This window comes from Prosthecodimorpha hirschii, from assembly GCF_001305515.1.
GTDB classification, from domain to species: domain Bacteria; phylum Pseudomonadota; class Alphaproteobacteria; order Rhizobiales; family Ancalomicrobiaceae; genus Prosthecodimorpha; species Prosthecodimorpha hirschii.
In genome coordinates, this window is record NZ_LJYW01000001.1 from 2,366,965 (window position 1) to 2,378,790 (window position 11,826).

Annotated in this window: 12 protein-coding genes; 9 read left to right on the forward strand and 3 right to left on the reverse strand. The window is 68.0% G+C overall.

Annotation, left to right across the window (positions count from 1 at the left end; translation table 11 throughout):
- The first annotated feature begins 71 nt into the window (after nt 1–71).
- Nucleotides 72–2,510, forward strand: a complete 2,439-nt coding sequence (gene gyrB, locus ABB55_RS10375) for a DNA topoisomerase (ATP-hydrolyzing) subunit B (protein ID WP_054358743.1) — start codon at nt 72–74, stop codon at nt 2,508–2,510.
- A 548-nt stretch (nt 2,511–3,058) separates the two neighbouring features.
- Nucleotides 3,059–4,759, forward strand: a complete 1,701-nt coding sequence (locus ABB55_RS10380; RefSeq protein WP_054358744.1) for a sensor histidine kinase — start codon at nt 3,059–3,061, stop codon at nt 4,757–4,759.
- A gap of 55 nt (nt 4,760–4,814) precedes the next feature.
- On the opposite strand, the gene ABB55_RS10385 is transcribed toward ABB55_RS10380, so the two are convergent.
- The gene (locus tag ABB55_RS10385; protein ID WP_054358745.1) at nt 4,815–5,432 is read right to left on the reverse strand and encodes a DUF4202 domain-containing protein; all 618 of its coding nucleotides are present in this window, start codon (nt 5,430–5,432) and stop codon (nt 4,815–4,817) included.
- 194 nt (nt 5,433–5,626) lie between these two features.
- On the opposite strand from ABB55_RS10385, the gene cbiB reads away from it, so the two are divergent.
- Entirely contained in the window at nt 5,627–6,595 is a 969-nt protein-coding gene (cbiB, locus tag ABB55_RS10390) for an adenosylcobinamide-phosphate synthase CbiB (RefSeq protein WP_054358746.1), read from the forward strand.
- A 6-nt stretch (nt 6,596–6,601) separates the two neighbouring features.
- Here cbiB and ABB55_RS10395 read toward each other — a convergent pair whose 3' ends face one another.
- Entirely contained in the window at nt 6,602–7,372 is a 771-nt protein-coding gene (locus ABB55_RS10395; RefSeq protein ID WP_054358747.1) for a response regulator, read from the reverse strand.
- A 203-nt stretch (nt 7,373–7,575) separates the two neighbouring features.
- Here ABB55_RS10395 and ABB55_RS10400 point away from each other — a divergent pair, with 203 nt between their 5' ends.
- On the forward strand, nt 7,576–7,815 hold the full coding sequence (locus ABB55_RS10400) for a NepR family anti-sigma factor (RefSeq protein WP_140940123.1): 240 nt from the start codon (nt 7,576–7,578) through the stop codon (nt 7,813–7,815).
- The gene (locus ABB55_RS10405; RefSeq protein ID WP_054358749.1) at nt 7,815–8,390 is read left to right on the forward strand and encodes a sigma-70 family RNA polymerase sigma factor; all 576 of its coding nucleotides are present in this window, start codon (nt 7,815–7,817) and stop codon (nt 8,388–8,390) included. The genes ABB55_RS10400 and ABB55_RS10405 overlap by 1 nt, the downstream gene beginning before the upstream one ends.
- Nucleotides 8,391–8,824: 434 nt before the next feature.
- On the opposite strand, the gene ABB55_RS10410 is transcribed toward ABB55_RS10405, so the two are convergent.
- The gene (locus ABB55_RS10410; protein WP_054358750.1) at nt 8,825–9,610 is read right to left on the reverse strand and encodes a response regulator; all 786 of its coding nucleotides are present in this window, start codon (nt 9,608–9,610) and stop codon (nt 8,825–8,827) included.
- Between the two features lie 146 nt (nt 9,611–9,756).
- Here ABB55_RS10410 and ABB55_RS10415 point away from each other — a divergent pair, with 146 nt between their 5' ends.
- The 4 genes from ABB55_RS10415 to ABB55_RS10430 all read left to right on the forward strand — a co-directional run bounded on the left by ABB55_RS10415 (nt 9,757) and on the right by ABB55_RS10430 (nt 11,822).
- Nucleotides 9,757–9,996 carry a hypothetical protein gene (locus tag ABB55_RS10415; RefSeq protein WP_054358751.1) on the forward strand — a complete coding sequence of 80 codons (240 nt, stop codon included), beginning with the start codon at nt 9,757–9,759 and terminating at the stop codon, nt 9,994–9,996.
- A gap of 84 nt (nt 9,997–10,080) precedes the next feature.
- Entirely contained in the window at nt 10,081–10,341 is a 261-nt protein-coding gene (locus tag ABB55_RS10420; RefSeq protein ID WP_054358752.1) for a NepR family anti-sigma factor, read from the forward strand.
- 55 nt (nt 10,342–10,396) lie between these two features.
- The gene (locus ABB55_RS10425; protein WP_152981998.1) at nt 10,397–10,798 is read left to right on the forward strand and encodes a hypothetical protein; all 402 of its coding nucleotides are present in this window, start codon (nt 10,397–10,399) and stop codon (nt 10,796–10,798) included.
- A 103-nt stretch (nt 10,799–10,901) separates the two neighbouring features.
- Nucleotides 10,902–11,822: a transglutaminase family protein gene (locus tag ABB55_RS10430; RefSeq protein WP_054358754.1), complete on the forward strand. Its 921-nt coding sequence runs from the start codon at nt 10,902–10,904 to the stop codon at nt 11,820–11,822.
- The last annotated feature ends 4 nt before the right edge of the window (nt 11,823–11,826 follow it).

An 11,826-nucleotide genomic window follows, 5' to 3' on the forward strand; every position in this document is an offset into this window, starting at 1 on the left:
CGGTTTGGAGTCCCGCGCGCGCGGGTCTATAAGGGCGCGCATCCTGCGCTGAGGCGAGCGAACGAATCGATATGAACGAAGACATCCCGAACGGCACGACGAGCAACGGATCGGCCGAATACGGCGCCGATTCCATCAAGGTGCTGAAGGGCCTCGATGCCGTGCGCAAACGGCCGGGCATGTATATCGGCGACACCGACGACGGCTCCGGCCTGCACCACATGGTCTACGAGGTGGTCGACAACGCCATCGACGAGGCGCTGGCCGGCTGGGCGACCGAAGTGCTGGTACGGCTCAATGCCGACGGCTCGGTGACGGTGCGCGACGACGGTCGCGGCATCCCGACCGACATCCATGCCGGCGAGGGCGTCTCCGCCGCCGAAGTGATCATGACCCAGCTGCATGCGGGCGGAAAGTTCGATCAGAATTCCTACAAGGTCTCGGGCGGCCTGCACGGCGTCGGCGTCTCGGTCGTCAATGCGCTGTCGACCACGCTCGACCTGCGCGTCTGGCGCAACGGCCTGGAGCACCACATGCGCTTCCGGCACGGGGATCCGGAGGCCCCGCTGGCGGTGGTCGGCGATGCCGGCGGCCGGCGCGGCACCGAGGTCACCTTCGTGCCGAGCCCGGAGACCTTCACCCGGATCGAGTTCGACTACGCCACCCTCGAGCACCGCCTGCGCGAGCTCGCCTTCTTGAATTCCGGCGTCAACATCACGCTGGAAGACCGCCGCGGCGTCGAGATGCGCGCCGAGACCATGTGCTACGAGGGCGGCCTGGAAGCCTTCGTGCGCTATCTCGACCGCGCCAAGCATCCGCTGCTGCCCCGGCCGGTGACCATGAAGGCGGAGAAGGACGGGATCACGGTCGAATGCGCGCTGTGGTGGAACGACAGCTACCATGAGCAGACGCTCTGCTTCACCAACAACATCCCGCAGCGCGACGGCGGCACCCATCTGGCCGGCTTCCGCGGCGCGCTGACCCGGCAGGTGGTCGGCTACGGCGATTCCTCCGGCCTGACCAAGAAGGAAAAGGTCGGCCTGTCCGGCGAGGACTGCCGCGAGGGCCTGACCTGCGTCCTGTCGGTCAAGGTGCCGGATCCGAAATTCTCCTCCCAGACCAAGGACAAGCTGGTCTCCTCCGAGGTCCGGCCGGTGGTCGAGAACCTGGTCGGCGAAGCGCTCGGCACCTGGTTCGAGGAACACCCCTCCGAGGCGAAGACGATCGTCGGCAAGGTGGTCGAGGCCGCCGCCGCGCGCGAAGCCGCCCGCAAGGCGCGTGAGCTGACCCGTCGCAAGGGCGTGCTCGACGTGGCCTCGCTGCCCGGCAAGCTCGCCGACTGCCAGGAGAAGGATCCGGCCAAGTCGGAACTGTTCATCGTCGAGGGCGATTCCGCAGGCGGCTCGGCCAAGCAGGGCCGCAACCGCGAGAACCAGGCCGTGCTGCCGCTGCGCGGCAAGATCCTCAATGTCGAGCGCGCGCGCTTCGACAAGATGCTGTCGAGCGAGCAGATCGGCACGCTGATCACCGCGCTCGGCACCTCGATCGGCACCGACGAGTTCAACCTCGACAAGCTGCGCTACCACAAGATCATCATCATGACGGACGCCGACGTCGACGGCGCCCATATCCGGACGCTGCTGCTGACCTTCTTCTTCCGGCAGATGAAGGACCTGATCCGACGCGGCCACCTCTATATCGCCCAGCCGCCGCTCTATAAGGTCGCGCGCGGCAAGTCCGAGCAGTATCTGAAGGACCAGAAGGCCTTCGAGGACTACCTGATCAACATGGGCCTCGAGGAAAGCGGCCTCCGGCTCGCCTCCGGCGAGGAGCGGGCCGGGCTCGATCTGCGCGCCGTGGTCGACGAAGCCCGCGCGGTCGCCGCGATCCTGGACGGATTGCACCACCGCTACGACCGCGACGTGGTCGAGCAGGCGGCGATCGCCGGCGCGCTGACGCCCAATGTTCTGAACGACCTGGAGAAGGGTCGCGAGGCGGCGGCCTATGTCGCGCGCCGGTTGGACATCCTGGCCGACGAATTCGCCAAGGGCTGGGTTGGCGAGGCCAAGCCCGACGGCAGCCTGCTGTTCACCCGCACCCTGCGCGGCGTGACCGAGGCACGCTGGATCGACGCCGCCCTGCTCGCCTCCGCCGATGCCCGCAAGCTCGATGCGCACACGGCCCATTTGCAGGAAATCTACGAGAAGGCGGCCGAGCTCAAGCGCAAGGATGTCGTGACCCAGATCCGCGGCCCGCGCGGCCTGCTCGAAGCCGTCTTCGCGCAGGGCCGCAAGGGCATCTCGATGCAGCGCTACAAAGGCCTCGGCGAGATGAATCCCAGCCAGCTCTGGGAGACGACGCTCGATCCGAACGCCCGCACGCTGCTGCAGGTCAGCCTGCGCGAGGCCGAGGACAACGACGAGATCTTCACCCGCCTGATGGGCGACGAGGTCGAGCCGCGCCGCGAATTCATTCAGGAAAACGCGCTCTCGGCCAATCTCGACGCCTAGCAGGCTGCTGAACATCACTCCGAACCCGCCATTCTGACATCCCCGGGCTTGTCCCGGGGATCCAGTGCGATGGCCAAGTCTTTGGAAAATCGAGATCTCCGGGACAAGCCCCGGGGATGACAGAGTTGAAACGGGCCGCGTCTGATCGCGTTCCGACGCGTTTTTCAGCAATCTGCTGGAGCCTGTCCCGATCGGATGGAATCATCCAATCGATAAGGCAAAGCTCCAGACTCAACGGCGAAAGCTGGTCCTTTTCGATCAGATCGGGGCGATCTGACCGGGACGGACTCTCGCCCCCCGCATCCACCGACATGCCGCGCCGGCGGTCTCGACCGCACGGCCTGACGTTCAGCGGCCCGACGCTCCCGAGCGCCGGCCGCCAGCGCGCGGCGCAGCCGGACGACCTCTGGAACTAACGGGAGACGTTGGGGATTCCGAACCCACCCACCCGAAATGACCGGTGCATCGCCGGAAAAAATGGTGGATGATCCCCAATTCGGGAGTTCGGTCTCCCGGGACTCGCATCTGGCCGACGGGAGACCCGCCATATGAGCCTGAGCCGTCGCGTCGTGCTCCTGGCCGGCCTGACCCTCCTTCCTGTCGTGGCGCTCCAGGCGGTCAACGAGTTCGCCCTGCGCGGCGCGCGCGAGACCGAGCTGAGGGCCAGCGTCGCCCTCCAGGCCCAGCAGGTCGCGGCCGCCCAGGAACGCCTGACCGAAGGCGTCCGGCTGATGCTGACCGCGCTGAGCGAGTCCAAGGACATCCGCAACGCCGAGCCGACCGAATGCACCGCGATCCTGCGGGCCCTGCGGACCGCGCATCCGGATTTCGAGGCGATCGGCGTTGCCGACCGCGCCGGCAACGTCTTCTGCGCCACCGACCGGCTCGACACGGCGGGACCGATGCCGCCGGTGGGCGATCGATTCTACTTCCGGGAGGCGATGGCAACCGGCCGCTTCACGGTCGGGACCTACGCGGTCGGGCAGCGGACGGGCGTGCCGAGCTTCCACATGGCGATGCCGTACCGCAACCCGGCGGGCGAGACCGCGGGCGTCGTCTTCGTCAGCATCGGGCTGGCGCGGCTCGCCGCCGACCTCGACGGACCGCAATGGTCGCTCAACCGCGTCATGACCGTCGCCGATCGCAACGGCACCATCCTGCTTCGCCTTCCCGACGGGGGACGCTTCGTCGGCAAGCCCTTTCCGGAGGACATCTGGCGCGAGACCGCACGGGCCAGCGCCCCTGGGACCATCGACGTCACCTCCCCGCTCGACGGCGTGCGCCGCATCGTCGGTTACATTCCGCCCGCGGTCAGTCCGGGCGGGCTTTATATCGGGGTCGGCCTCGGCCGCGCGGAGGCGTTCGGCCCGCTCGACAGCGCCACGATGCGCGGGATCGTCGGGATCGTCGTCGCCGCCGCCGCCGCCATGGTGCTGGCCTGGCTGTTCGGCCGCCGTCTGATCGCCCGCCCCGTCAACCGGATCATCGCGGTCACCCGGCGCTGGCGCGACGGGGACCTGAGCGCGCGCACCGCCATGACCGGGACGGCGGAATTCGCCCAGCTCGGCAGCGCCTTCGACGAACTGGCCGACGACCTGGCCCGGGCCTTCGCCTACAAGGACGTTCTGCTGCGCGAGCTCAATCACCGCATCATGAACAGCCTGCAGACGGTCTCCAGCCTGTTCAAGCTGCAGTCCCGGTCCGTGACCGATCCGGAGGCGCGCCAGCAGTTCGACCTGGCCGTCAGCCGGGTCAACTCCATGGCGATGGCCTATCGGCGGATGCACGCTTCCGACGGCATCGAGTCGGTCGACTTCGCCGCGTTCCTGCGCGAACTGTGCCAGGACCTGTCCCAGTCGATGCTGCCGGACGGGCGCGAATGCGCGGTCGTGGCCGATCCACTGCTGCTGACCCCGGACCAGGCCATGTCGCTCGCCCTGGTGGTCAACGAACTGGTCACCAATGCGATCAAGCACGGCGGCGCGGAGCCCGCGGTATTCGTGACGCTGGCCATGGCGGAGGGGCTATGCACCCTCTCGGTCCGCAACACGACACCACTGCCGCCGGATTTTCGCATCGACGGCCGCAACGGCTTCGGCATGCAGATGGTCGGTGCCATGGTTCGCCAGCTCGACGGCCGCCTGGACCATACCGCCGAAGGCGGAGCCTGCTTCACCGTCAGCTTCCGGCCGAAGCCGCCCCAGGCGGCGGCGATGGACGGGCACGTCGACATGCGGGGCGGCGGCTGAACGGACCTCGCGCCCGTCAAGATCCGGTCTGCGCATCGCCCGGACGGCGGGGCGCTCAGTCCCGGCGCGCTCCCGCCGCCGCGACCGCCTGCCCGACCAGCCGCTGCAGCCGCTCCGGCAAGGCCGGCACCATGGCGACTGCGGCCGCATGGCCGGCAGCCGACATCTTGATCCAGGTCTTGGCGACGATATCGACGATCTTGTCGTCCTCGTGCCGGGCCGCAAAGGGCGCGAACTCCTGCTCCAGGAAGACCAGGCAGGCGCAGTCTTCCAGCGCCTGCGCATCCGGATCACGCTTCAGCCGCTCCTTGCGCACGATCGAGCGCGCCCGAGAGACATCGTCTTCGCCGTAGCCGACTTCGGTCATGATCCCGGCGATCAGATCGGCATGGTGATCCTTGAGCCGGTTGCGCCAGGCGAAATAGCCGGGCTTGTCCATCGGAAATTCGGACCGCGGCCGGTCGAAGCGGCGGATATGCTGGCCGCGCACGGCGATCCTGAGCGCATCGGAGGCGTCGGGGACCAACCGTTCGAGCCATGCGGTCATGCGTTCGCCGTAGATCACCGCATAGGGGCGCGGCGGATCGCCGGCGAGGGTCGGATCGTCCGCATTGGCACGGTCGATGGCCGCGTAGGCGGCGGCGAGGCGGTCTTCGGGTCGGAGATCGGACACGGCAGCGGCTCCTGCGGCCGCCCATGGCGAGGGCGCGCTCGACTGCCTTGATGCCCCGAACGCCGGATGCCGGCAAGTCCGCCCGCCGAACCTGCGGCCGCCACCCGCCCGGTTTACCTCGATGCCGCATCGTGGTTTCAGTCAGTCCCGATCGGCGCCGCCGCCGTCCCTCCGCCAGCCCCTCCGCCGGTGCCATGACGCTTTCCGACTCGCTCGCCGTCGCCCTGATCGCCCTCGTGATCGAAGCCGCCCTCGGCTATCCGGATGCCCTGTTCCGGCGGATCGGCCATCCGGTGACCTGGATCGGCCGCCTGATCGGCGGGCTCGACCGGCATCTGAACCGGGACGCCGACCCGCCCGGCCGGCGGCGCATCGCCGGCGTCGCGGCCCTCATCCTGCTGCTCGCCATCTCCGGAACGGCAGCGGCCGTGCCGGTGCTCCTGGCGCCGGGCGGCTGGATCGGCCTCCTTCTTCTCGGCATCGCCGCCTCCTCGCTTCTGGCCCAGCGCAGCCTCGATCAGCATGTCGCCGCCGTGGCAGCCGGCCTCGACCGGGGCCTCGACGAGGGCCGCCGCGCCGTCTCGATGATCGTGGGGCGCAACCCGGCCCGTCTCGACGAGGCCGGCGTCGCCCGGGCGGCGATCGAAAGCCTGGCCGAGAACTTCTCCGACGGCATCGTCGCCCCGCTCGTCTGGACCGCGGCGGCCGGTCCGATCGGCGGCGTGCTCTACAAGGCGACCAACACGGCGGACAGCATGATCGGCCATCGGACTCCGCGCCACGAGGCTTTCGGCTGGGCGGCGGCGCGCTTCGACGACCTGATCAACCTGCCGGCTTCGCGCCTGGCCGCACTCTGGCTGATCCTCGCCGCGGCCCTGATGCCGGGTGCCTCGGCATCCGGCGCAACACGCGCCGTGCTGCGCGACGCGCGCCAGCATCGCTCGCCCAATGCCGGCTGGCCGGAAGCCGCCATGGCGGGCGCTCTCGGGCTGGCGCTGGCCGGCCCGCGCGTCTATGGCGAAACGCTCGTCGACGATGCCACCATGGGCGACGGCCGACGCCGCGCCGACGCGGCGGATATCCGCAGGGCCCTCAGGCTCTACCGGCTCGCGCTCGCCCTGCAGGCTGCGGCCATCGCGGTGCTGGCGCTCCTGTGGCGCTGACCGGGGTCAGGCCGCCGGCCGGGTTTCGAAGAACAGCGCCTGGCTGATCACAGCCCGAACCATGTCGTCCCGGAACGGCTTGGTGATCAGGAAGGTCGGTTCGGGGCGCTTGCCGGTCAGCAGATATTCCGGATAGGCGGTGATGAAGATCACCGGAAGATCGGCGATCTTGAGGATCTCGTTGACCGCATCGAGACCGGAACTGCCGTCGGCCAGCCGGATGTCGGCCAGGACGAGGCCGGGCCGGTCGCGCTCGACCAGACCGATCGCCTCGCCATGGGTGCGGGCATTGCCGGTCACCGTATGGCCCAACGCCGCCACCAGGCTTTCCAACTCCATGGCGATGATCGGTTCGTCCTCGATGATCAGGACGCGGGTCGCCATCTCGGCGCTCATCTGCCGTCCGGCCTCGACCAGCCAGTCGTCGAACTGGTCGGGATCGACATCGAGAATGTCGGCAGCCTCCTCGGCGGTGAAGCCCTCCATGGCGGTCAGCAGGAAGGCCTGGCGCGGCAGCGGCGGCAGGGCCCCGATGCGCCGGTCGGCGGCCGAACCGCCGGGTCCGGCATGGACCGGCGCCGCATTCCAGATTTCCGAGAAGAGCCGATAGACGGCCACGCGCGGCTCCAGATCGGCATCGAGCCGGTCCGGGTCGTCGGCCAGGCGCTCGAGGCATTTGGCGACGCGGGCGTCACCGAGATCCTGACGCCCCGTCAACGCACGGGCGTAGCGGCGCAGATAGGGCAGTTGCGGCGCCACAAGGGCGGCGATCGACATGCGAGGTTCTCCGTCCGGCTGTTCCCGGTGTACCAATATTTCCTTACGCCAAGGTAGGCCGGGCGCCTTTCCGGGACAACATGTCGATCAGCGTGGAACTCATGCCGTTTGGCCGCGTTAGTCCGAGCCACATCGACAAGGCGGTTCTCCCGCAGGATGGGGCGGGGGTTTCGTACCCGGGTCCCCGAGCACCAGCAGGTCACATGAGCAAGTCCAAAACAAGGTCCAAGTCCTCAGGACTTCCGCCGCTCGAGGCGGGGTTGCAGGCACATCTCGGCTCGCATTTGCGCGGCATCTACGATCGCGTCCTGTCGGAGCCCATCCCGGAACGGTTCCGGACGCTCATCGATGCCCTCGACCGGGCCGAGCAGCCCGTCGGAGACCAGACGCCTGCGCCGCCCGACCCGGGCAAACGGGCCACCGAGCTTGGAGGCGCCGCTTGATGGTCGGGACCCAGTCGAAAAGTCAGAAGGACGCGCTGATCGCCGAAATCCCGTCGCTGCGGGCTTTCGCGATCTCCCTCTGCGGCGATGCCGATCGGGCCGACGACCTGGTTCAGGAAACCCTGGTCAAGGCCTGGGCCGCCTATCACTCCTTCACCCAGGGCACCAGTCTGCGCGGCTGGCTCTTCACCATTCTGCGCAACGCCTTCTTTTCCCAGTACCGCAAGCGCAAGCGCGAGGTGCAGGACGTCGATGGGATGGCGGCGGCGCGGTTGGTGTCCCAGCCCGAACAGCCCTGGCGGCTGGATTTCGACGACTTCCGCGTTGCGCTCGACACGCTGCCGGCCGACCAGCGCGAGGCCCTGGTGCTGGTCGGCGCCTCCGGCTTTTCCTACGAGGAGGCGGCCGAAATCTGCGGCTGCGCGGTCGGCACCATCAAGAGCCGGGTCAACCGGGCACGCCGTCGGCTGCTCGAAATCCTGGCCGTCTCGTCGAGCGACGAACTCGGCCCCGATCGTCAGGCCCAGGCGGTCGGCTCCGAAAACGGTACCGGATCGCCCTGGACGGTCATCTGAAGTCCGGTCTCGGCGCCGTCCTGAGAAGATCCCCCCGAATGGTTCCCATCCCCTGACCTGCACCGCCGGCCACATGGCCGGCGGTTTTTTGCAATCTTCGGCACCCGGCAGACAGTCTCGATCCCCGCACAGGCTCCGCTCTTCCGGTCACGCAGCCATCACTGCATAACAACGGCCTTCGGGGAACCATATTGTGAAGTTCGCGTTGCTAAACCGATGAGGCAATTCTGCCCCGAACGGAGATGCAATCATGCGCTGGATCGTCATGTTGTTGCTTGGCGTCCCGATCCCCCTGCTGATCCTCATGTACTTCATGGGCTGGTAGCTCGAGATCAAATCGAGCCAAAAGAAAGCCCGGGCGGGGAGGCCCGGGCTTTCTTGCCTTTTGGGAACCGGAGATTCAGGCCCCCCGATGGGGCCTGGCATGACGCCGATCAGGCCGCGATCTTGCGTGTGGCGCGTTCCTTGAAGAACAGCGCCTGGCTGATGATCACCTTCAGGTTCTGCGGCCGGAAGGGCTTTGTCACCAGATAGGTCGGCTCCGGCTTGGTCCCGGTCAGCAGGCGCTCCGGATAGGCGGTGACGAAGATCACCGGCACCTCGAAGGTTTCCAGGATCGCGTTGACGGCATCGAGCCCCGAACTGCCGTCGGCGAGTTGGATGTCGGCCAACACCAGACCGGGGCGACGGCGCGCGACGATGTCGAGCGCCTCGCGCTGCGTGCGCGCGATGTCGATCACCGTATGGCCGAGCTCGGTGGTGAGCGCCTCCAGATCCATCGCGATGATCGGTTCGTCCTCGATGATCAGGATGTCCGTGGCGACCTGCTCGGCGATCTCGCGGCCGGCCTCCTCGATCATCTCGGCGAACTCGGACGGTTCGACATCCATTACCTGCGCGGCTTCCTCTTCGCTGAAATTCTCCAGCGTGACCAGCAGGAAGGCTTGCCGCGACCGCGGCGTCAGCGCCGCCAGGGTGGCGACATGGTCCTCGGACATCTCGGTCGTGCCGTTGGTGCTGATCGAGTTCCAGATGCGCAGGAACAGATTGTAGATCGCGGTCCTGTTTTCGAGATCCCCGCGCAGCATGGTCGGATCCTCGACAAGGCATTCGAGCATGGCGAGAACGAAGGCGTCACCGCTCTGCTGGGACCCGCTGAGAGCGCGGGCAAACCGCCGCAGGTAGGGAAGATGCGCCCCGATCCTGTCCTTCATATTCATTGATGAGCCTCCAAAAGGGGCCGTGTGTGCGCACGGAGATCTGGAAACGCGTCGCTTGTGAAAAAGTTCCAGCCGGTCGGGAACCAAGTCGTGCGGAAGGGAGTTGACGGCCGGATGTATGCGAGCCGCGGGTTCGGATTGCACGAATGGGCAAGACAGAGGATCCGGGTGATGACGGCCGAAAGCCGGGTCTGCCCGACGACGTGCTCGCGCGGATCGGCGGCCGCCTGCGCTCCCACTTTTCCGCGGCCGCCATCCAGCCGATGCCGCAACGGTTCGAAGCGCTGCTCGATGCCCTGGCGCGACCGAAGGACGGACCGGGTTCCGCCCCGGGTCGGGACGCCGGGTCCGCGGATGGCGGTTCCAAGGATGACGGCACGGCGTGAAGCCAGGCGCGGCGGGGTCGCTTTCTTGAGTTCGTTCGCGCATGGAAATGAAGTAGACTGTCGGAAACGGATCGCCTTGAGACCATGAACGAGACCAAGACCACCGGCGCAGCCCCCGACGCCCGTATGCCGCGGATCGCCCAGGACGCGATCGGGCGCCGGCTGCGCCAATCCTTCGACAAGATCATTGCCGAGCCGATCCCCGACCGCTTTCTGAGCCTGCTCGACACGCTCGCACAGACGCCGACCGCCAGCGCCCTCGGTGACGGCGACCCCGCCGCCCGCGAAGCCGCCTCGATCGCGTCCGCCGCTTCCGTCCACGAAATCGCCGCCGGCAAGGAGTGACGGCGGCGGACATTTTCCCGCCCCGTGCCGGCGCACTCCCGGAACCGTGACCGCCATGGCGGAACCGGGCTCCGTCTCTCGCGTTGACCTGTCGACGAGACACGACAACCCGAGGAGACAGACGATGATCGGAACACGCCTTCCCGTCGCCTTCGCCGCCGGTTCCATCCTTATTGCCGCGGCCGGCGGGCTGATGCTGAGCGATGCCCCGAGCGGCGCGACCGGTCCGTTCAGCATTCTGGCCGCCATGCCCAAGACCGACCGCCTCGATGCCGATGGCGACGCGCGCGTGACCGCAGCCTTCGCGCGCTTTCAGGGCCAGCCCGGCCGCGATTTGCGGTTCACCACATCCGCAACCCAGGCCGAGTCCTGCCTGCCGGGCTGCAGCACGATCGTCTTCAAGTCGAACGGCCCGGATCAGCCGAGCCGTCTGATCCCGGGCATTTCGGCGCCGTGACGCAACCGGCATCCGGCCGAGGCTGCGACGACGGCCGGTTCGCCGGAATGCCTTCGGGACCGGGCGAACGACGCCCGGTCCTGCCCCCTTCCGAGAGGCCCGCATGATCTTCACGATCCGCCACCGTACGACCTATCGCTATTCGACCTCCGTCCTGCTCGGCCCCCATCGCCTGATGACCCGGCCGCGCGGCAGCTTCGACATGCGGCTGATCAAGGCCGAACTCGCCACGACCCCTCCGGCGACCCTGCGCTGGCACCACGATCCGCTCGGCAACGCGATCGCGATCGCGGACTTCCACGGCGAGACCGACATTCTCGACATCGTCAGTACGCTGGTGGTCGAGCGCTTCGAATCGACCGTGCCGTTCTTCACCCACCCGGCGGCGACCGCCTTCCCGATCGCTTATCAGGGCGACGACCTTGCGGTGCTCGAAGCCTTCATGACGCCGTTGACGCCCGACGCCGACGGCGTCGTCGACGGCTTCATGCAGGACATTCTCGACGCGGCCGGAACGCAGGGCCTCGCCTTCCTGGACGGTCTGAACCAGCGCATCCACGAGCGCGTCGCCTACAGCTTCCGCTGGGAGGAAGGCACCCAGGACCCGGTCGATACGATCCGCTGGCAGTCGGGCTCCTGCCGCGACATGGCCTGGCTGTTCGTGGAATGCGCCCGCCGGGCCGGTTTCGCGGCCCGCTTCGTGACCGGCTATCTGTACGATCAGGCGACCGATCTCGGCGCCGGCGGACTGACCGGCGGCGGCGCCACCCATGCCTGGGCGGAGGTCTTCATCCCCGAGACCGGCTGGGTCGAATACGATCCGACCAATCGCCTGGTCGCCGGCGAGGCCCTGCTCCGGGTGGCGGTGGCGCGCAGCCCCGGCCAGGCGTCGCCGATCTCGGGCAGCTATACGGGGCCGACCGGCGCCGCCCATCCGGTCGAGGTCGAGGTCTCGGTCACGTCCGGGACGGACATGCAGACCGAGACCGATCCGGTGCCGGTCGATCTCCCGTCGGCCGCCTGATCGG